This window comes from Mucilaginibacter sp. Mucisp73, from assembly GCF_059491465.1.
Genome location: NZ_CP168507.1, coordinates 6157383 through 6179319 on the forward strand (window position 1 = coordinate 6157383; position 21937 = coordinate 6179319).

The following is a 21937-nucleotide window of genomic DNA, read 5'->3' on the forward strand; positions in this document are numbered from 1 at the left end:
CCGCCAGACCTTAAAGGCAGGTAACATGTTGCTGTGCGGCCTGAATCGGCTGTTTATCGGCTTGCGCTTCAGCAACACAGGCAAAAAGAAGCGAAGCCATCAAAATGACTATGAGGTATTTGATTATAGTTGCGCTCATTTTCCTTTGCCGTTAAATGTGTTATAAAACAATTTGCCCTTGTAGAATAAAAAAGGCCTGCCATTTGTTTTAAATGCAGGCCTTCAGGATATCAGTGTAAAAGCAATATTACACCAGGTTCTTTTTAATATAGCTGATACTTTGTGCAATGCTCACAAACGGATCGCCCGGGCAAACATCCTGCTCAACAAAGAAATATTTGAGACCCGATTTTTTAGCCTGGGTAAAAATCTTTTTAAAGTCGATAACCCCGTTGCCAACTTCAGTAAATTTCTTTTCAGGGGTTTTGTCCATATCCTTAACGTGCCACAGCGGGAAACGGCCCGGGTGTTTATCAATAAGGGCGATTGGGTCCTGGTTTGCTTTATTAACCCAATACAGGTCCATTTCCATTTTTACCAGGTCTTTATCGGTGTTCTCCAAAAGGATCTCATATGGGTATTTACCGTTTTCCTGTATAAATTCAAAGTCGTGGTTGTGATAACAAAGCTGGATACCCGCGCCTTTACAGGTTTCGCCGGCTATATCAAGCATGTTGGCCACGTTTTTATAATGGTCAAGATTGCCGCGCTCAGATTGTGAAAGATATGCGCAAACCATGTATTGCACACCGGCTTCGGCGGCGTCATCAACGGCTTTTTTCCAGTCGTTCATGATGGTTCCTTTTTGTTGTTCGCCGTTAACCAGCTCCTCGCCTAAGCGATAATGCGCGCTCGGCATAATGAGGCCGTTTTGTTTTAAAACATTTGCAAAATCGCCGGGGCGCATGCCATAAAACAATTCGGTACCGGTATAAGTTGCACCTTCAACAGATGTGAAACCTGTTTTGGCAACCTTTGCCAATGCAGCAACAGGGTCGGCAGCCATTGCATCACGCACAGTATATAATTGTAAGCCTATATATTTTTTATCATATGCAAACAAATTAGGAGCTGCCAACAGGCCTGCTGAAAGTAGCGCCGAAGTTTTTAGGAAAGATCGTCTGGTAGTCATTGGTTTATGATTTTTATGATTGGTTGTGTAAATATAACGCATTAAAAATGCCAAAACAAAGACCGAAATTACGCCGATTGGTTTAATGCAATGGTATAGTGTTGTAATTTTTACAGGCGTGGTTAAATATTTATAAAAATATATAAAAAGAAAAAGCCGCTGTATGGCGGCTTTTCATATGCTTTGGGTAAGGTATTATCTTCCTTTTTTAACGTTGGGAAACTTCATTTTATAATCCACATCAACCATTCCTTTTGAAATATCGTTAAGCTTTTTTTCGATAAGCCGTTTACGCAGCGGACTTAGCTTATCAGTAAACAGTTTGCCTTCAATATGGTCATATTCATGCTGGATAACACGTGCGGCCATGCCCTTAAAAGTTTCTTCATGGTGTTTCCAGTTCTCGTCATAGTATGACATGCGTACAACCGGCTTGCGGTATACATCCTCACGAATATCCGGAATGCTCAGGCAGCCTTCGTTAAAACCCCATTCCTCACCGGTTTCTTCCAGTATGGTAGCATTGATGAACGCTTTTTTGAAATCCTTCAATTCCGGTTCGTCATCATCAAAAGGGGTGGCATCCACCACAAATAAACGCATTGACATGCCTACCTGCGGCGCTGCCAGGCCAACACCACGGGCCGCGTACATGGTTTCAAACATATTTTCAACCAGTTCTTTTATATGCGGATACTCATCGGGCTCAATAGCTGTTGCTTTCTTTCTTAAAACAGGATCACCGTAGGCAATGATAGGATACTTCATCTTGCAAAAATAAAGGATTATTGCTTAGGCTCAAATAGCAAAGTGATCAGGCGGTTATTATCAAAAATTTCATTGCTGATGGTCAGCAATTGCTCGGCACTTACCAGGTTAATTTTTGCAAAGATCTCTTCGAGAGTGTCAACACGGTTAAAATCAATCATGCTTTTGGCCATGGCAATAATGAGGCTCATGCGGTTTTCTTCTGCTAATGCTATTTGCCCGATAAACTTTTGCCGGGCCTGGTGCAATTGCAAACTGCCCAGCTTTTGTTCACGCAGTTTTTTCAGCTCCTTATGAATCAGTTTTGAAGCTTTGTTCGCTTTTTCGGTATCGGTACCAAAGTAAATAGAAAAGATGCCGGTATCGGTTAAGGGGGTGTAATTTGATTCGACAGTATAGGCTATACCATGTTTTTCCCTGATTTCAAGGTTGAGCCGGCTGCTCATGCCCACCCCGCCCAGCAGGTTGTTAAGCAATAATAAGCCCCATTTATGCTCATGCGACGATGAATAAGCCTGTGTGCCTATAATACAGTGCGTTTGTGAGATAGGTTTGTTAACGATATGGATACTACCCGTACTTTGTACGGGCATTACCCGATTTTTTTGAAGCTCATTTAAAGGCACATGGCCGAAATACTTTTCAGACATGGCCACCAGTTTCCTGAACTCATAATTGCCGTGTACAGCAAAGATCATTTCGGTTGTATTATAGTTTGCCGCTATAAACCCCCGGATGTCGTCCCCGTTAAGCCTGCCAACAGTTTCGGGCGTCCCTAAAATGTTTTGCCCCATGGGGTGCTCCTTAAACAGCAGCTCTTCAAAATCATCCTGTATGGCTTCTTCCGGCTGGTCAAGATAGGAAGCTATTTCATCTAAAATGACACCGCGCTCTTTCTCCTGTTCATCATCCGGGAACGTGGAATGAAATAATATATCCTCAAAAAGATCCATAGTGCGGTCAAGGTGCTGGTTAAGCAACGATGCGTGGATGCAGGTATATTCTTTAGTGGTATAAGCATTAAGATCGGCACCAACAAGCTCAAGCCTGTTGAGGATCTGGCTGGTGTTACGGCGTTCGGTTTCTTTAAACAGCAGGTGCTCAATAAAATGGGCAAGGCCTTCCTGTCCCGGAGCTTCATCGCGCGATCCCGCGTTTACAATAAAGCAGCAATGTGTAATTGCCGATGGCCAGTGCTTATACAGTATGCGGATACCATTAGGCAAAGTATAAAGTTGATAGTCAATCATTCGGCTGCAAAGATAAGCTTATATGTCACAATTATTTTTCACGCTATTGTAAGTGATTAATAGTATTTTAGGCGCTTAAAATCAAATTTCGCCGGGATTAATGTAAACGGCGGAACTATACTGCCTTTAAAAAACAAACTAAACCCAATGACAAAACAAATAGCCGATCTGGAATTTGAGATACTACTAACTGCCGATAAGATTGAAGAACGTGTTAAAGCCATTGGCATACAATTAAATGAAGATTATAATAATAGCATACCCGTTTTTATAGGGGTACTCAGCGGCAGCTTTCTTTTTACAGCCGACCTGATCAAACAAGTGAGCATTCCATGCGAAATTAACTTCACCAAATTAGCATCATACTATGGTGGCACCTCCAGTAAGCTAAAAATACGGGAAGATATTGATTTAACGGTTGATATTAAGGGACGCGATGTAGTTATTATTGAAGATATTGTTGATACGGGCAATACAGCTCACTATCTAATCCAGAAACTGAAGGAAAGAGAGCCCGCCTCATTAAGGTTATGCTCATTATTATTAAAGCCGGCCGCTCTTCAAAAAAAAATAGAGGAGCTTAAGTATGTAGGCTTTGAAATAGAAAACGAATTTGTAGTAGGTTATGGCCTTGATTACAAGGAAATGGGGCGTAATTTAAAAGATATTTATAAAAAAGTAGGATAAGAATAAACAGATCTTAACAGAAAATGTAGCGGTTGCTATTGAGGGATAGTACATTACGGGTAATTTTTTTAACAACTGATTAAAACAATAGCTCCCTTGTTTCGTTTTAGGGTTTATGAAATATACATCTTTACTTTTATCAGGCTGCATAGCAGCATCGTTTTTGTTTTCTTCATGTGATAAAAAAGGGCCGGCTACTTCAACTGTTGCTATTACCATAACTGATGGCCAGACCGGCGCTGCATCGGCAGGTGCAACAGTAAAATTGTATGATGATGTAAATAAACCCAATACCGGGGAAGCGCCCTCATACACACTTACTACGGATGCGTCAGGAAAAGCGACTGCAGTAGTTGCCTATATAGGAGAGTATTACATTGTTGCTGAAAAAGGAACCCAAAAAAGCTATTACAATGGACTGATTCCGATAGGTATTTTTAAAACCCAGGCCGATATTGACAGCAGCCCTAAACAAACACCTGCAGCGATAATTGGCTCAGTGAAATTTAAAGATACTAATAACGATGGCGTTATCAACGATTCGGATAAAGCAAAAGCGCCGAATTTGTTTTTGCAAGAAGGACAAACGCTTAATTACAGCTTAGCGGTTTATTAATTTACAGAAAGGCTTATTTTATAGTAAAGCTACCGGTGAAAATCGGTAGCTTTATTGTTATAGGTTGTTCTTTAATATTTAAGCAGCGTGTATTTCGATGAAAAGAATATTTATTGTTTTCGGTGTTTTACTGCTTATAATAGCTGTCGTGTCTTTACCACAACATGCCTGAAATACAATTATTCCTTAATTCTTATAAGTTAATGGAATTTGACGAGATCTATTTTTATACCGCGACAATCAACAAGTGGATCCCGCTGCTTCAATCCGATAAATTTAAACACATTGTGTTAAATAGCCTGATTCATCTCGTTAAGCGAAAGAAAATAGAAATTTATGGCTTTGTAATCATGCCAAATCACATCCACTTGATTTGGTCCGGATCGCAAATGAATGGCAAAGAAAAGCCATTTGCCAGCTTTATGAAGTTTACGGGGCATCAGTTTTTGGATGCGTTGCGAGCGACAGATAACCCTTTACTGGTAAAGTTTAAGACGGATTTAAAAAACAGAAACTACCTGTTTTGGCAAACCAACTCGTTGCCCATAAGGGTGTTTGATCGGAAAATGTTAGAACAAAAACTGGATTACATTCACCTCAACCCATTACAGGCACATTGGAATTTAACCGATGATCCAAATAACTATTACTTTTCATCATGTTCGTTTTACGAGCAGGAGGATAAAAAGTTTGATTGGTTAACACATTATATGGATGTGATGTAAGTTGCTTTGCATTCCTGTTGCCGTGGGGACACAGCAACGGGGTAGAACCTTCCATGCCTTTTCCTCTCCCCGGTTGTCTTGTCCTCACGACAACCTTTTCACCATTATTGGAATCCCAATGCATAGAAAGACATTATGCTGTCGTGGGGATACGACAACAGGAGATGATTATATTATCCCCGCCACTTCGCTCAGCATTCTCACCGCCTCGTCAACGCTATCAATTCCCTCAATGCCCAATCGGAGCGTGTTTTTAACTTCTTTCAAATTAGTGCGCCTTGGATTATTTTTCACAAAGTCGAGCACATTACGGAAGGCCTCGGTTTCAAAGTAACTTGATTGCTGGTTAGTGATAAAATAACCACGCAAAACGTTTTTCTTGAGCGAGATTTTTTCAAAACCGATGGCCTTGCCCAGCCATTGCAGGCGTAGGGTATTGAGTAAACCGTCAACCTGGGCCGGTACCGGGCCAAAACGGTCGTGCAATTTTTGTTGAAATGCCTGCAGTTCCACCTCGTTTTCCAGTTTGGAAAGCTCGGTATACAGGTTGTATCGCTCGGAGAGATTTGTTACATACTCATCGGGGATGAGGATCTCCAGGTCGGTATCAATTTGGGTAAAAGAAATATAGGGGCGGGGCTTATCCTCGGGGAATACGCCTTTAAACTCATCGTCTTTAAGTTCCTGTATAGCCTCGTCGAGGATCTTATGATACATTTCAAAACCTATTTCGGCAATGAAGCCGCTTTGTTCGGCACCAAGCAGGTTACCGCTGCCGCGGATGTCCAAATCCCTCATAGCCACGTTGAAGCCGCTGCCCAGGTCGCTGAACTCTTCAATGGCACTCAGGCGTTTGCGGGCCTCGCTGGTTAACGTTGACAAAGGCGGACTCAGCAAATAACAATACGCCTTTTTATTACTCCTGCCCACACGGCCGCGCATCTGGTGCAGGTCGCTCAAGCCAAACATGTGGGCGTAGTTGATGATAATGGTATTGGCATTCGGAATGTCCAGGCCGGCCTCAATGATGGTTGTAGCCACCAGCACATCATACTCGTGGTTCACAAATTTAAGCATTACATCTTCCAGGTCGTCACCTTCCAATTGGCCGTGGGCTATGCCGATACGTGCCTTAGGAACCAGCTTACGGATCATGCCGCCCAATTGCGGCAGATCGGCCACGCGATTGTGAATAAAGAACACCTGCCCGCCGCGGTCAATCTCAAATTCAACTGCTTCTTTAATGAGTTTATCATTAAACACGTGCAGCTCGGTAACAACCGGCTGGCGGTTTGGCGGGGGAGTTGATATGATAGAAAGGTCACGTGCACCCATTAACGAAAAATGAAGCGTTCGCGGAATGGGCGTTGCTGTTAAGGTAAGCGTATCCACATTGGCGCGCATCTGTTTCAATTTCTCTTTGGTCGATACGCCAAACTTCTGCTCCTCGTCAATGATCATCAGGCCAAGGTCTTTAAATTTCACATCCTTGCTTACCAAACGATGTGTGCCTATGATAATATCTACTTTACCTTCTTTCAGTTTCTCCAGGGTATCCTTGATCTGCCGGGTTGATTTAAAGCGGTTAACATAATCAATATTGGCGGGAAAACCTTTGAGCCTGTCGGTAAAAGTTTTGTAGTGCTGTGCGGCTAAAATAGTTGTTGGTACCAATATGGCCACCTGCTTACTATCGGCAACAGCTTTAAATGCTGCGCGAACAGCCACTTCGGTTTTGCCAAAGCCTACGTCACCGCAAATGAGGCGGTCCATAGGGTGGGGCGACTCCATATCTTTTTTGAAATCGGCAGTGGCTTTTTCCTGGTCGGGAGTGTCTTCGTACAGGAATGATGCCTCCAGCTCAGTTTGCAGGTAGCTATCGGGCGAAAAGGCATTGCCATGCTGGGCTTTACGAAGGGCGTAAAGCTTGATCAGGTCGCGGGCTATGTCCTTAACTTTTTTTTTTGTTGTTTTCTTCAAACGTTCCCAGGTGTCGGTACCCAGCTTGTTCATTTTGGGAACGGAGCCTTCTTTGCCGCTGAATTTGGAAATGCGGTTAAGTGAGTTAATGTTCACATACAGCAGGTCGTTATCAGCATAAATCACGCGGATCATTTCCTGTTGTTTGCCATTCACGTCAACCTTTTCCAAACCCGCATATTTGCCTATGCCGTGGTCAATATGCGTAACATAATCGCCCGGTTTAAGGTCACGGAGCTCTTTAAGCGTAATGGCTTGGGAACGCTGATAGCCCTTGCGGGTTTTGTATTTATAGTAACGGTCAAAGATCTGGTGATCGGTATAGCAGGCTATCTTTTGTTCGTGATCAATGAAGCCTTCGCGTATGGAGATGCTTACCGGCGTAAATTTTACCGTTTTGTCCAGGTCGTCCAAAATGGCGTATAAACGCTCAACCTGTTTGGCCGAATCGGTAAAGATGAAGTTCTCTATCTTGTCAGCCTCATTGTTTTTGAAATTATGAATGAGCAGCGTAAAGTCCTTATTAAACGATGGCTGCGGGCGCATATCAAAATTGATAGTGGTAGCGTCATGGTAAAAGAACTGCTTTCCAAACTCTACCACAGGGAAATCATGCAATTGATCGCCTATTAGCTTTTCGTCGGTAAAACCAAATTTGGGGTCTATCCAATCAGGGTTTTGCGCTTTTTCATCTGCAGAGAGGGCCTTCCAAAGGTTCACGGCTTTTTTGTACCCGGTTTGAATAATGTCCAGCGTAAACTGAACATCCTTGATCCATACCTGGGTACCTGCTTCAACATATTCAAGCAGGGAGATATTATTCTCCGTTAGAAATTTAGATTGTACGTTGGGAACAATGGTAATGCTTTTAACATGCTCAACCGACAGTTGGCTCTCGATTTCAAACGTACGGATCGACTCAATGAAATCACCAAAAAACTCAACCCGGTAGGGGAGTATATGCGAAAAAGAGAAGATATCAACAATACCGCCACGGATAGAAAATTGCCCCGGCTCATATACAAAATCAACCCGTTCAAAATCATACTCTATCAAAAACTCGTTGATGAAATCAATACTGAGCTTGTTGCTAACGGCTATTTCGAGGGTGTTTTTTTCAAGCGATGAACGATCGATCACCTTTTCGGCCAAAGCCTCGGGATAAGTTACAATGAGCTGGCCATATTCTGAGCTGTGGTTAAGCTCATTCAATACCTCGGCACGGGCCAGTACATTACTGCTGTCGGGCTGGGTAAATTCAAAAGGCTTGCGGTATGATGAAGGGAACAGCAGGGCTTCTTTGCCGGTAAGGTTTTCCAGGTCGGCCTGGAAATAACCTGCTTCTTCGCGGTCGGGCAGTATAAACACCATATGTTTATGCTGCAAAAAATACAATGCTACCGCCATGGCCGAATCACTTGATCCCACCAAACCACGTAGCTGTACCCTTGGATTTTTTGATGCGTTAAGCGCGGTAGCCAACGTTTTTATCCGGTCATCAGCCTTATATCTGTCTAATATATCACGGATGTTCAAACCGCGGCAAAGATAAACAAAAAAGGAAAGCCAAAATAAAAAAGCGTTGGGCTAAAAATTAATGCAAACAATATGAGGGCTTATTTACTTTTTAATGATAAATTTATGTATGTAAACGCGCATACCGATTTATAAATCAATCTTAATTATATAATTATGAAGAATGCAGTGTTATCAGGGGGTATCATCGGCGTATTAAGTATCATCTGGATCTTTGCTATGCCACGGCTTGGCGTTATGCCGCAAAAAGACGTTGTGGCCCCAGTCGAATACTTTTCATTTATTATACCGGCTATCGGGCTTTTTTTCGGCATCATGAGTTATCGAAAAAACGAGTGTAATGGGCAGATGGGCTTTTTGGAAGCTCTTTTTCAAAGTTTTAAAATATTAATTGTAGGCGGCATCATCGCCGTTTTCGGCTCAATACTTTATATCAGCTACGTATCGTCATCCGGTGCTAACATAAAGGATTTTTCTGAACGGATTTTTGGTGCGTTAATAGTTGGGGTACTGCTCGCCTTCGCGGTATCATTATTATTAACCAACAAAGCAAACAAACTTGATTAAACGTTATTTTTCAAAATATTTTGAACTCTTGTTCTGGATAGCGGCGATGCTTTCATTGGCGATGACCTCGCCAACCGAAGCATCGCACTTTACTCTGTGCCCTCTTAAGCTGATGGGTATAGGCTGGTGCCCGGGCTGCGGCCTGGGGCATAGTATTATTTATCTTTTCCACGGCGATATCAGCAATTCGTTCCGCGCCCACTGGCTTGGCATCCCTGCTGTAGCAGTGATCTTTAACCGGATTTATGTGCTTACCAAAACAAGGCTCCTGGAAAGGAATCAGTTTAAGAGCCTTACCTAAATTTTATAAATCATATCATTGCGAGGAGCGGGAGGGGTATGAGCAGGGCGCGACGTGGCAATCGCATGCTATACAGAGTGGCCATGTTTCCGTGCAATTGCTTCTTTCTGTATAATGATGTGATTGTAAGTTTTTGAGTATTAGGTGCGTTTTTGATCGATATTATAAATTGGGGCGTTGCCTGCGGCCCGTGCTATCCGCTCATACTGCGCGGGCATTAGCCACAGGCCGGTATCCGCTCCTATCACTAACGCGGCCCCAACGCACTATCACCAAAATATACTTTATACGCCATCACGGTTTTTTTTGGGGATTTCTCAGGTCGTTTCTTACAGCAATGACATTTTATTGCTACTCCTATCCTCGGTAAAATTTCCACGCTACTTTTCACCGTTAAAACCTGTCATTTCACCGACTACTTATCTCCGCTAACCTATCTCCCTTAGGCGTTTTATGAGCACCACTGTACCTTTATATCATAAAACAATCGCAAACTTTAAAACTTACTGAAATGAACGCTTATCAAAATCCATATATGTCTTTCGACGGTATCACTCCCGAAGAATATACATTTCTGCAACAGGCTACTGCCTCATTAACAGAAAACCAGGCTCGCACTTTTATGTCATTTTATGCCAGCAAAAGGCGCAATCCGCAGGATATCATGTTCGCAACGCTTGCAGGTTTCCTTGGTGTATCAGGTGTACAGCGTTTCATGACCGATCAGATCGGTATGGGGATCCTTTATTTTTTCACAGCTGGTTTTTGTTTCATCGGTACCATTGTCGACCTGATCAACTACAAAACCATCGCCAACGATTACAACAGGCAAATGGCTTACGAAAGCTTCAACATAGCTAAAATGAGCAACTAAATCCCTTTAAGGGTATAGTTTCACTATATATCAAAAAAAAATCCACCTTCTGTTACGGGGTGGATTTTTTTTAACCTCACCCAAACCCTCTCCAAGGGGGAGGGCTTAAGAAGGCCATTTTCAAGTCTCCCCTAAGAGACTTTACTTCATCGATTTCTCCCTTATCGCCTTAAACTCCGAGCCATTTTTCCAGCCGGGGAAGGTTGTTTCGTTACCCAGCTTAGTGCCAACTTCATAAAGGATATTAGCTATCTGTGCCATGCCTGTGGCATCCATAGTATCGGTATAATTATCGGCCTGTTGGTGATAGCGGTTGTCGCCATAATCTTTTTGTTTAGCTTCGCCGTAGCTGCCGTCGTGTACTGCGCTGATGCTGCCATTGTTAATATCAAGGGCCGGTACACCAACCTTGGCAAAGTTAAAATGGTCCGACCGGTAGTAGCTGCCAGAGCCGGGGTGCCTGTCGCCAACAGTGCTAAGCCCTTGTGCTTTTACTATTTCGTCAACATAATCTTCCAAATCGTTTTGCCCTTTGCCGGTTACAGCTATATCTTTGGTTTCACCGTAATCGCCAAGGGCATCCATGTTGAGATCGGCAACTGTTTTGTTAACCGGGTAAATGGGATGGGTGGCATAATATTCCGAACCCAGTAAACCCTGTTCTTCGGCTGTAACGGCTAAAAATACAATGGAGCGTTTGGGTTTTTCTTTGGCCTTGTTAAATGCTTTGGCCACACTGATAATAGCAGCCACACCATCGGCATTATCAACCGCGCCATTGTAAATGCTATCGCCTTTGGCGTTAGGCTTACCTACGCCCAGGTGGTCCCAATGGGCGGTGTACAGTACATATTCGCCCGGCTGTGAACTGCCTTTAAGTGTGCCGATCACATTGTGCGATGTGGAATACTTTAACTGGTTGTTAATGGTTAAAGTAACTGATTGCTTAAGCGGAATGGCTTTAAAATCTTTTTTACGGGCCAGGGCGCGGAAATCGCCGGTTATGCCCACTTCAGCTAAAAGTTTTTTACCCATGTCTTCGGTGATCCAGCCTTCAACCTTGCAGCGGTTCATATGCTTGTCTTTTTGCTGCAGGTAAAGTTTGGCGCCTGTGTTACTGTTGGATACCACCTCCCATCCATAACTTGCAGGTTCTTTTTGGTGGATGATAAGCACCCCTGCAGCACCCTGGCGCGCGGCTTCCTCGTATTTGTAAGTCCACCGGCCGTAGTAGGTCATGGTATCGCCTTTGAAAAATGTAGGATCGCCGTTTTTAAATCCCGGATCGTTCACCAGTACCACAACTGTTTTGCCTTTAACATCAAGTCCGGCATAATCATTCCAGTGATATTCGGGAGCAACAACACCGTACCCTGCAAAAACCAGCGGGGAGTTTTTAAGCGTTACCGAATCAACCTCGCGGCGGCTAAATGTTACGAAATCTGTAGTGGCATGCAGGCTGAGCGGCGTTTTACCGCCCGTTATTTCCATGACAGGGGATGGGGTACTGGTGATCTCCACCATGGGCACATCCTGGAAATAGCTGCCATTGTTACCCGGTTCGAGCCCGGCCAGTTTAAACTGCTCCGAAATGTATTTAATCGCCTTGTCTTCGCCGGCGGTAAAAGGTTTGCGGCCCATCATGGAATCATTGGCTAAAGCCGAAATGTATTTCTTTATTTCGGCGGCGGTAATAGCTTTTTCGGCCGGCACGCTTTTATTATTCTGGCAGCCTGCAAAAATAGCAAGGCCACCAATAAGCATCAGGTATCGGTGTTTGATTTTCATATGATATGAGTTTTCGGGAAAGGATCGAATTTACGCAAATCCCGGTCAATTATCCAATCATTGAAACGTTGAAGAAATTATCGCCACGAATTTTATGGGAGGGGTAGTAATTTGTGTATAATTATTGTTTCAACTCCGGTCTGCTTAGCCGGATAATCTGCCAGGCAACTTCCGCGCTTGATAACGCTACCAAGGCAAATATAGCCGCCGAAAGCGCTTTTGGTGTCGAGCTTAATGCCCCGCCAAGTGCTACGCTGTAAACAATAAATGGCAGCAGCAAAACCAGGCACAGGCCGGTAACACCAAGCGGGATGCGGAAAGGCCGCTCTTTCATCGGCTCCTTGACGCGGAGTTTTACGAGGGCGATGTATTCTAAAGAAAGCCCCGCGCCGTAAACAGTTACATCAATGATAAGCAAATCGGCAAAGGTCCACAGTACCATAAAGCTCACTACTACGGAGCAGATGATGATGGAAACAAAAGGTGTTTTAAAACGAGAGTGTAGTTTGTTAACTCCTTTTGGAAGTAAATTGTCTTCAGACATTACCTGCGGCACACGTGATACCGATAACAATACAGCGGTATAGATCCCGAGGGTACTGGCCATACCGCCTGCTGCAACTACTATACCCAGCCAATGCCCGCCAATCAATTCGCCTAATGCAGGAAACCCATTTTCGGTTAAGGTATCATGGTTAATGCCCGATTGCTGGGCAACCCAGATGGCAAAAAAGTACACCACCATTACCAACGCGAAAGCTGTAAAAATAGAAATAAGGTAGGAGCGTACGGGTTTTTCAACTTCTTCGGCATAGGTGGTTACATTATCCCAGCCCAGGCAGTTCCACATTACCGTGTACAAAGCCATACCAAACGATGGAAAGCTGAGCCCTTTTAACGAAGTGGGAGGGATGTGCATTGGCCCGCTGTGGTGATAAATACCTAAGGCTATCATTAATATGATCGGGGCGAGAACGGCCGCACTCAAAAATACAGATACCTTGCCCACCGGCATAATGCCTAAAATATTTAACCCGGCTGACGCCCAGATGATCACCAAACAAACCTGAATCTGAAAATTCAATAATTCCGGGAAAAAGAAACCGGCGTATTGTACAAACAGCACAGGGTAAATGGCAAGGTCGACAAAAGTATAGAGCCAGGTCCACCAGCCCTCAACAAACCCCCAGTGGGTACCGAGGACATATTTTACCCATTTGTAATAGCCGCCGGTAACAGGCATCATGCTGTTAAGCTCAAGCACGGTAAATATTGCCGGCACATCCCACATTAACGGGGTTATGAGCAGGATGATTAACGCGCCATGATCGCCTGCATAACTTAATAGCGGCTCAAGGCCGTAAGGGCCACCGGATACAGTAAAAAAAATAACAGCGACAAGCTGTATCGGGCGTATTTTTTTTAATGAGGTTGCAGCGGGCATAAGCTATAAAAATATAACTTATGCTTTAATATTTTAATTTTTTTGTTGACGGGGACATTCTAAAATGCTAACCTTTCACCGTCATGCTGAACTTGTTTCAGCACCCCACACGCTAAGTAGCACGTTTGCCAGGCAATCGGCGGCTTGTCCTGTGGGTTCCCGAAACAAGTTCGGGATGACGATTGGAGACGGGCGTTAAACAAGAAAGGCCAGCTTCTCAGCCGGCCTTCTTTATAAAAAAGCAATGTTATATGCTTAACCATTTCTTCCTAACAACCATTTGTTGTTCGGTTGGGCTCTCAACAGTAACAATATTGTATTTAACGCGGTTGCTTTTCAGCAGGGTAACCGGTAAGGTCATAGCTTGCCCGTCGCGGGTTACTGTAACTTCAATTTTATCGCCGGGATTTTTACCATTGATCAGGGTTGCAGCATCAGTAACCGGCGTGCCGTCAATAGCAGTGATCTCGTCGTTTACGTTAATGCCATCAATATAAGCGGCAGTACCACGCTGCACGCTCGTAACAATAATTTTTTTAGCTGCGGTTGTTGTAGTAGTGATACCTAAAGCCGCATCGTTTTTATCGGCCAGTTCATCCTCTATCTTATAACCGGCATAACCTAAATATTTATTATAATCGATAGGGGTTAGACCATTGATGTATCTGGCATAAAAATCATCCAGTTTTTTACCTGCAAATTTTTCAAAGGCTGCTTTAAACTCAGCATCGGTATAACCGCGCTTTTTGATTTTATAATATTGGGTGTACATGTACTTCATGGCATCATCTAACGAGTATTTGCCTTTGCTGTCGTTGATGATCTCCAGATCAAGCATCATACCAATAATTGCACCTTTGTTGTAGTATGAAATAGTAGTATTGTTAGAGTTTTCGTTAGGGCGGTAAGCTTTGATCCAGGCATCAAAGCTTGATTCGGCAACGGTTTGTACATTCTTTCCGGGCAGGTTTTCCAGAACATTGAACTCGCCTTCCAAAACATCAAAATAATTCTGGACCGGGAACAGTTGCGTACGGCGTACAATGATACCCTGGTAGTACTCGGTAAAACCTTCGGCTATCCACAAATTGGTAGTATAGTTTTCATTGTCATAATCAAAAGGGCCTAACACAATCGGGCGCAGGCGTTTCACGTTCCATAGGTGAAAATGCTCGTGGGCAACAAGGCCTAAAAAGCTTTGATATCCTTTATCGTTGGTGTAGTTGTCGCGAGATGCTCCTAAAACTGTCGAGCTCAGGTGCTCCAAGCCACCACCATTACGTTGGCGGTTATGTACAATAAATACATAGTGTTTATTGGGGTTTTCGCCAAAAACGGCCGCTTCCTGATCAACAATTTTGTGGATATCGGCTTTTAATTTTTCCTTATCATAATTGCCGCCGCCGTACATGCAAATTTCATAATGAACGCCTGATGCATCAAAGCCAAAAACATCCTGGTTGCCTACTTCAATTGGCGAATCGAACAGGATATCGAAGCTTGGTGATAAACGGGTAAACGGATCATTATTTACCATTTCCAAACTGGTTGAAACTTTATCCCAGTTTCTATATGGTTTGATGTGGATGATAGCGGGCGAATGCAGCATGCTGGCCGGGTAAATAAAGATGCCGGTGGTTGAAAGAAAGGCATGCGAGGCATCTATAAAGCTGGTACGTACGGAGAGCTCAAAGGCATAAACCCTGTATTTTACCGTTACCGACGAAATTCCTTTTGTAACAATTTGCCAGGTATTCTTATTGATTTTGGGTGCTGCAACGGGTTTGCCGTTAGCTTCCGCAGTTAATGATTCGATGTTTTTTGCGAACTCGCGCACCAGGTATGAGCCCGGTGTCCATACCGGCATTTTGAGCTCAAGGGTGTTTTGCTGAAGGCCGGTAATATGCATTTCAATATCAGCATAATGGGCCTGGGCTTCAGGAAACGAAACATTGTAGGTAATCTGAGCGCTGGCGGCGGCTTTGCTGATAGTAGTACTCATAATAAAAATCGTTAGAAAAAATAACGTGCGTAGGTTGGTCAGTTTCATGGCCGCAATTTATAAAATATTATATAATCAGTTATGTATGTGGCGTTACAGCGCCCTAAACACCGTTGTAAAATGGTTGATACATGCAACTATTGTTGATATTATGCTATTAGTTTTACATCGATTTTTAAGTAAATGGAACTGATTGAACCTATTTCGCGCAAGCTGATACGCTTAGGTAAACTGTACCTTAATGTACTGGTAAAGCATACTATTCACCTGGATGTTACCCGGTACCATTATATACTTTCGCTCATTTACTTTCATGACGGGCAACTTACCCAAAACGCGCTGGCAAACCTGCTGGGCAAGGATAAATCGGCCATGGTAAGCATCATTAACCTGCTTACCGCAAAAGGCTTTGTTTACCGCGAAAACAACCCGAACGACAGGCGGCAGCAATTGCTTCGCGTTACCGATAAGGCAAAACTGGCCGTTCCGCAGATCATTGAAACGTTTGAAGCCATCAACGCAGATATTACCGAAGGCATATCCGAAGCCGATATGCAGGTATTTGAAAGCGTACTTACCCGCATGCATAAAAATTTAAAACCATTGATATCACCCGAAACAACCCTACAAGCTAAATCACACACGGATTAAACAAAGTATGAAAACGAAATATATTATTTACACGGCGCTGGCCCTGCTGGTTGCCTACTTAATTTACAATAAATTTTTTAGCGAAGGGGCAAAGAAATCGGCCGCGGCTATGGCTTCGGGCAAGGGCGATAAGAAAAAAGGCGGCGGCGCGGTAGGGGTTAAAGTAATGATAGTTAAAGATACCGCCGTAAACAACATTATTGATATTACCGGTACCATTGATGCCAATGAAAAGGTAAGCCTGATAAGCCAAACAGCAGGGAATATTACCGGGATCTATTTTAATGAGGGTACTAAAGTAACAAAGGGCCAGTTGCTGGTCAAAGTGTACAACCAGGATTTAGAAGCATCATTGCAGCAAAACCAGTACCAGGTGGCATTGGCAAAACAACAGGAAAGCCGTAACCGCCAGTTGCTTCAAAAAGAAGCCATAAGCCAGGAAGAATATGATACTTCATTAACATCATTAAACTCGTTAAAAGCTGCCGCAAATGTAATTAAGGCACAAATAAGCCGTACCGAGATCCGTGCGCCTTTTTCGGGGACTATCGGTTTAAGGAATGTCAGCCCGGGCAGTTACCTCTCGCCATCATCGCCTATTGCCGATCTGGTTAATATCGATCCGGCAAAAGTAACTTTTGCCGTACCCGAAAGGTACCTTTCTATACTTGGCCCTGGCAGTAAGATCAGGTTCAAGACAGAAAGCTCGATGGAGAGTTTTGTGGGTACAGTGTATGCCATTGACCCTTCAATTGATGCCAGTTCACGTACTATTACTGTGCGCGCTAAGGCACCCAACCCTAAAGGGATCCTTACCGCGGGCAGCTTTGCCAAGATCAATTTAACGCTTGATCAAATTCCTAAAACCATTTTGCTGCCAACAGAGGCGGTTATTCCCGATTTGAAAAGCAGCCTGGTTTGGATCTATCACAATGGTAAAGCCATGTCAAAACCGGTAAAAACAGATCTGCGTACCGATACTAAGATCCAGGTTATTGAAGGCCTAAAGCCTGGCGACAGTGTGGTAGTATCGGGACTGATCCAAATGCGGCCAAAAGTGCCTTTGAAAATTTTAAAAGTTATTAAATAAACCAATATGAGTTTATCCTCAGTAAGTATTAAGCGGCCGGTATTGGCAACAGTAATGTCTGTGGTTATTGTTGTATTTGGTATTATCGGCTATAAGTTTTTGGGCGTGAGGGATTTTCCTTCGGTCGACCCACCCATTATTTCGGTGTCAACCAGTTACTCCGGTGCCAACGCCGATGTAATTGAATCGCAGATCACAGAGCCGCTTGAAAAATCTATCAACGGTGTTCCGGGCATCCGCAACATTTCATCAACCAGTTCGGTTGGGCAAAGTAACATTACGGTTGAGTTTGACCTTGATGCCGACCTGGAAACCGCTGCAAACGACGTGCGCGATAAAGTGGGGCAGGCCCAGCGCCAGCTGCCGCAGGATATTAACGCCCCGCCGGTAGTAACCAAGGCCGATGCCAGCGCCGACCAGATCATTACGCTTACCGTGAGCAGTGACACCCGTAACATCAACCAGCTGGATGATTATGCGGAAAATGTGCTGCTGGAAGGACTGCAAACCATCCCAGGTGTAAGTACCATTAACGTACAGGGACAGCGCCAGTATGCTATGCGCCTATGGATAGACCCTACCAAGCTATCGGCACTTGGCGTTACTGCTACCGACATTGGTGCGGCTTTAGCTAAAGAAAACGTAGAGTTGCCTGCAGGTAAAATTGAGGGTAATAATACCGAAGTTACCATCAGGGCTTTGGGCAAACTGGCAACTGAAAAAGATTTTAATAACCTAATTATCCGTGCCGACAGCAACAGGGTGATCAGGCTGAGCGATATTGGTTATGCTGTGCTGGGCTCGGCAAACGAAGAAACCATATTTAAAGAGTCGGGGGTGCCGATGGTTGCTTTGGCCCTGGTGCCGCAGCCGGGAGCTAATTATGTACAGATAGCCAAGGATTTTTATACCCGTTTAGAACAGATTAAAAAAGACCTTCCGCCCGATATTTCGGTAAAAGTGGCTTTGGATAATACGAGGTTCATTAACCAGTCGATATCTGAGGTGCAGGAAACACTGATCGTGGCCTTTGTACTGGTGGTAATTATCATCTACCTTTTCTTCCGCGATTGGCTGATCGCTTTCCGCCCGCTGATAGATATCCCGGTATCATTGATCGGTGCGTTCTTTATCATGTACATCTTCGGGTTCTCTATCAATATCTTAACCCTTTTGGGGATAGTACTGGCGACGGGCCTGGTGGTGGATGACGGTATCGTAGTAACGGAAAATATCTATAAAAAAGTAGAGGCGGGCATGGCTATCCGTAAAGCGGCTTTTGAAGGTTCAGCCGAGATCTTTTTCGCGGTAGTATCCACATCGGTTACACTGGCAGCTGTGTTTTTACCTATTGTGTTTTTACAGGGCTTTACCGGGCGTTTGTTCCGCGAGTTTGCGGTAGTAGTGGCCGGAGCGGTATTGATATCGGCATTCGTGTCCCTGTCATTAACACCGATGCTTAACGTAAAGCTGATTCGCAAAAACCAAAAGAAATCGAAGTTTTACGAAAGAACGGAGCCGTTCTTCATTAATATGACCACTTCATATACCGAATCGCTCATTAAGTTCATGAAGCGTAAATGGGTATCATTTGCCATTCTTGCGGCATCTTTGGTTATTATCGGCGTCCTGGTAAAAGTTATCCCATCCGAACTTGCCCCGCTTGATGATCGTAGTTTGCTCCGTTACAGCGTTACCGGTTCGGAAGGCGCAACCTATGAGTACATGACCCGGTATATGGATAAGGTGTCTAACCTGGTTGCAGATTCAATTCCGGAGGCTAATGTTAACCTTGAAATTGTTTCGCCATCATTTGGTGGTGGCGGTGCTTCAAATACCGGCTTTGGTAGGGTTGGGTTGGTTGCCCCGGATGAACGCAAGCGGACACAGCAGGAACTTGCCGACTGGCTGAATGGTAAACTACGCAAAATGCCCGATGCCCGTGCCATTGTGGTGCAGGAGCAAACTATCAGTGGTGGTGGTTCGGGGTCAAAAACATCGTTGCCGGTGCAGTATGTTATCCAAAACCAGGATTTTGAAAAGATCCGTAAAGTGCTGCCAACGTTTTTTGCCGAGGTATCCAAAAGCCCGGTTTTCCAGGGAACGGATGTTAACCTGAAATTTACTAAACCCGAGTTGCGCGTGGTTACCGACCGTGAGCGTGCCCGTGACTTAGGTGTTTCGGTTGATGATATTGCCCAAACGCTGCAACTATATTATAGCGCCGGCCGGCTCGACTACTTCCTGATAAACGGTAAGCAATACCAGGTAATAGCACAGGTTGACCGCGCTAACCGCGATCAGCCGCTTGATCTGAAATCAATTTATGTGCGCAGCTCAAAAGGAACTTTGGTTCAACTGGATAACGTAGTTAAAACCTCCGAGGGCGCCACGCCTCCGGCCATCTACCATTTTAATCGTTATAAATCGGCGACACTTTCGGCCGGTCTTGCTCCGGGTTATACCGTAGGCGATGGTATCAAGGAGATGGACAGGATCTCAAAAAGCTTACTTGACGATACTTTTAGTACCGCGCTAAGCGGCCCCTCACGTGACTATGCCGAAGGTTCATCGAACATTCTTTTTGCTTTTGGCTTTGCCTTGTTGCTGATCTACCTGGTACTGGCAGCTCAGTTTGAAAGCTTTATGGACCCGCTTATCGTGATGCTCACTGTGCCGCTGGCTATTTCGGGCGCGTTTTTGTCGCTGTGGCTGTTTAATCAAACCCTTAATATTTTCAGCGAGATCGGGATCATCACCCTTGTAGGACTGGTAACTAAAAACGGGATCTTAATCGTGGAGTTTGCAAACCAACGGATGGAACAGGGCGTAGCCAAATACGAGGCAGTTATTGAAGCGGCAACGGCGCGTTTACGCCCAATATTAATGACCAGCCTGGCCGTGGTGCTTGGTGCCGTGCCTATTGCGTTTGCATTGGGTGCCGGTGCAAAAAGCCGTGTGTCGTTAGGGATAGTTATCATGGGCGGGATGCTGTTTTCATTGGTGTTAACGCTTTATATTATCCCGATGATGTATTTGCTGCTGGCTGCTAAAAGCCGTAAAGACCATGACCACGATCCTGAGGATATGGCCGCCGAAGCAGAAATGGCCGAAGCTGCACGCCACCCGCACCATCAAGAACCTAAACTGATCGAAAACTTGTAACGTAATATGATGATCAAGAAAATAGCCTGCCTGGTTTGTTGTTTCGCTATGATATCAACCATGGCCTTAGCCCAGCAGGATGCACCCTTACTTACTTTAAAAGATGCTGTTGAAATAGCTCTGAAAAACAACTACAATATCAAGTTGTCGCAAAACAATTCAACCATAGCATCAAATAATGTTACACTTGGTAACGCAGGCGTGTTACCGCAGTTAACCGGAAACTTTTCGGATAATAATAGCCGGCAGTCTACCAAGCAAACGCTTAGCACCGGTAAGGATAATAATATTAATGCGCATAACTCAAACAATAGCTATGGTGTAAATCTTAACTGGACAATTTTTGATGGTTTCAATATGTTTGCTACTTATGACCAGCTGAAGCAGCTTGATAAACTTGGCGTTTTACGTTTGCAGGATACTATTCAACGCACGGTGGCTAACGTAGTTAATACCTATTATGACTTAATTAGTCAAAATGAACAGATCAAGGCGCTAAAAGGCGCTATAGGGATCTCCCATACGCAACTGCGTATTGCTACAGATAAGTTTAACGTAGGTCGGGCCTCAAGGCTTGACGTGTTAAATGCGCAGGTAAACCTGAATACCGATACGGGTAACCTTGTTATCCAGTATCAGTTATTCAAATCAACCAAAATACAGCTTAACCAGTTGCTGATACGAGATTTGCAAACAGATTTTTCGGTAGCAGATACCATTGTGGTTGACGAAAAGCTGATCCTGGCCGATGTGCTTAACAATGCGCAGCTACAGAATCCCGGGATTTTATCAGCGCAAATTAATCAACGCCTGGCCGAGATCAACCTTAAGCAGGTACGCTCAACACGTTACCCACAGGTTGGGTTAACATCGGGCTATGTGTTTACCAATAGCAAAACACCTGCCGGTTTTACAGTATCGCAAAACGTGCACGGGTTTAATTATGGGCTCACCGCATCTATCAATATTTTTGATGGCTTTAACCAAAACCGCCGCGAAAAAAATGCGAAGATCCAGATTGATAACGCAGGTATTGCCGCCAAGCAAACCAAACTGAATATTGAAAGCCAGATTAACAGCTTGTTTGTAGCATACCTTTCCGGCCTTGACCTGGTAAAACTGGAAGAAGCCAATGTAAACCTTAATAAAAGGAACCTGGATATTACGCTTGATAAATATAAGTTAGGTAACATTACCCCGCTTGAGGTAAGGGAAGCACAGCGTAACTATCTTGACGCGCAATCAAAATTCTTTGCCGCGCAATACCAAAGTAAACAGGCCGAGATCATGTTAAAACAGATAACAAACAGTATTAACATCAGATAAAAAATATTTTAATAGTAAGTTTAAAAACTTATTTT

18 protein-coding genes are annotated in these 21937 nt (G+C 44.1%); 10 read left to right on the forward strand and 8 right to left on the reverse strand.

Translation table 11 applies throughout. From position 1 onward, the window contains the following. Positions 1–10: 10 nt before the first annotated feature. From ACEN82_RS25540 to ACEN82_RS25555, 4 genes are all read right to left on the reverse strand, one after another. The gene (locus tag ACEN82_RS25540) at positions 11–139 is read right to left on the reverse strand and encodes a hypothetical protein (protein ID WP_413321327.1); all 129 of its coding nucleotides are present in this window, start codon (positions 137–139) and stop codon (positions 11–13) included. Between the two features lie 108 nt (positions 140–247). Then, positions 248–1132 (reverse strand): sugar phosphate isomerase/epimerase family protein, encoded by an 885-nt coding sequence (locus ACEN82_RS25545; protein ID WP_090533817.1) that lies wholly within the window; start codon positions 1130–1132, stop codon positions 248–250. Between the two features lie 195 nt (positions 1133–1327). Beyond that, a complete protein-coding gene (gene def / locus ACEN82_RS25550) occupies positions 1328–1900 on the reverse strand; it encodes a peptide deformylase (RefSeq protein ID WP_090533454.1) in 573 nt (190 codons plus the stop codon). Between the two features lie 17 nt (positions 1901–1917). Continuing rightward, positions 1918–3147: a M16 family metallopeptidase gene (locus ACEN82_RS25555; RefSeq protein ID WP_413321337.1), complete on the reverse strand. Its 1230-nt coding sequence runs from the start codon at positions 3145–3147 to the stop codon at positions 1918–1920. 150 nt (positions 3148–3297) lie between these two features. Between ACEN82_RS25555 and hpt the strand changes: the two genes are divergently transcribed. From hpt to ACEN82_RS25570, 3 genes are all read left to right on the forward strand, one after another. Then, the gene (gene hpt / locus ACEN82_RS25560; protein WP_129569514.1) at positions 3298–3837 is read left to right on the forward strand and encodes a hypoxanthine phosphoribosyltransferase; all 540 of its coding nucleotides are present in this window, start codon (positions 3298–3300) and stop codon (positions 3835–3837) included. Between the two features lie 115 nt (positions 3838–3952). Continuing rightward, the gene (locus tag ACEN82_RS25565; RefSeq protein ID WP_090533461.1) at positions 3953–4453 is read left to right on the forward strand and encodes a hypothetical protein; all 501 of its coding nucleotides are present in this window, start codon (positions 3953–3955) and stop codon (positions 4451–4453) included. Positions 4454–4617: 164 nt separating this feature from the next. Further along, entirely contained in the window at positions 4618–5178 is a 561-nt protein-coding gene (locus ACEN82_RS25570) for a transposase (protein ID WP_413321326.1), read from the forward strand. Positions 5179–5346: 168 nt separating this feature from the next. On the opposite strand, the gene mfd is transcribed toward ACEN82_RS25570, so the two are convergent. Then, positions 5347–8694: a transcription-repair coupling factor gene (gene mfd / locus ACEN82_RS25575; RefSeq protein WP_413321325.1), complete on the reverse strand. Its 3348-nt coding sequence runs from the start codon at positions 8692–8694 to the stop codon at positions 5347–5349. Between the two features lie 156 nt (positions 8695–8850). Between mfd and ACEN82_RS25580 the strand changes: the two genes are divergently transcribed. The 3 genes from ACEN82_RS25580 to ACEN82_RS25590 all read left to right on the forward strand — a co-directional run bounded on the left by ACEN82_RS25580 (position 8851) and on the right by ACEN82_RS25590 (position 10436). Further along, on the forward strand, positions 8851–9261 hold the full coding sequence (locus ACEN82_RS25580) for a DUF4199 domain-containing protein (protein ID WP_413321324.1): 411 nt from the start codon (positions 8851–8853) through the stop codon (positions 9259–9261). Beyond that, positions 9254–9562: a DUF2752 domain-containing protein gene (locus ACEN82_RS25585; protein WP_254780226.1), complete on the forward strand. Its 309-nt coding sequence runs from the start codon at positions 9254–9256 to the stop codon at positions 9560–9562. Before ACEN82_RS25580 ends, ACEN82_RS25585 begins: the two co-directional genes overlap by 8 nt. A 511-nt stretch (positions 9563–10073) precedes the next feature. Continuing rightward, a complete protein-coding gene (locus ACEN82_RS25590) occupies positions 10074–10436 on the forward strand; it encodes a TM2 domain-containing protein (protein WP_090533469.1) in 363 nt (120 codons plus the stop codon). A 141-nt stretch (positions 10437–10577) separates the two neighbouring features. On the opposite strand, the gene ACEN82_RS25595 is transcribed toward ACEN82_RS25590, so the two are convergent. From ACEN82_RS25595 to ACEN82_RS25605, 3 genes are all read right to left on the reverse strand, one after another. Further along, positions 10578–12224, reverse strand: a complete 1647-nt coding sequence (locus ACEN82_RS25595; RefSeq protein ID WP_413321323.1) for a M28 family metallopeptidase — start codon at positions 12222–12224, stop codon at positions 10578–10580. Between the two features lie 121 nt (positions 12225–12345). Then, positions 12346–13668: an APC family permease gene (locus tag ACEN82_RS25600; protein WP_413321322.1), complete on the reverse strand. Its 1323-nt coding sequence runs from the start codon at positions 13666–13668 to the stop codon at positions 12346–12348. A gap of 247 nt (positions 13669–13915) precedes the next feature. Next, entirely contained in the window at positions 13916–15670 is a 1755-nt protein-coding gene (locus ACEN82_RS25605) for a M61 family metallopeptidase (RefSeq protein WP_413321321.1), read from the reverse strand. 183 nt (positions 15671–15853) lie between these two features. Between ACEN82_RS25605 and ACEN82_RS25610 the strand changes: the two genes are divergently transcribed. Genes ACEN82_RS25610 through ACEN82_RS25625 form a run of 4 tightly spaced genes read left to right on the forward strand, consistent with a single transcriptional unit; the run spans position 15854 to position 21902 of the window. Then, the gene (locus tag ACEN82_RS25610) at positions 15854–16321 is read left to right on the forward strand and encodes a MarR family winged helix-turn-helix transcriptional regulator (RefSeq protein WP_413321320.1); all 468 of its coding nucleotides are present in this window, start codon (positions 15854–15856) and stop codon (positions 16319–16321) included. Between the two features lie 7 nt (positions 16322–16328). After that, a complete protein-coding gene (locus ACEN82_RS25615; protein WP_413321319.1) occupies positions 16329–17411 on the forward strand; it encodes an efflux RND transporter periplasmic adaptor subunit in 1083 nt (360 codons plus the stop codon). Positions 17412–17417: 6 nt separating this feature from the next. Continuing rightward, entirely contained in the window at positions 17418–20576 is a 3159-nt protein-coding gene (locus tag ACEN82_RS25620) for an efflux RND transporter permease subunit (protein WP_413321318.1), read from the forward strand. Positions 20577–20585: 9 nt separating this feature from the next. Further along, positions 20586–21902 (forward strand): TolC family protein, encoded by a 1317-nt coding sequence (locus ACEN82_RS25625; protein ID WP_413321317.1) that lies wholly within the window; start codon positions 20586–20588, stop codon positions 21900–21902. Positions 21903–21937: the final 35 nt, after the last annotated feature.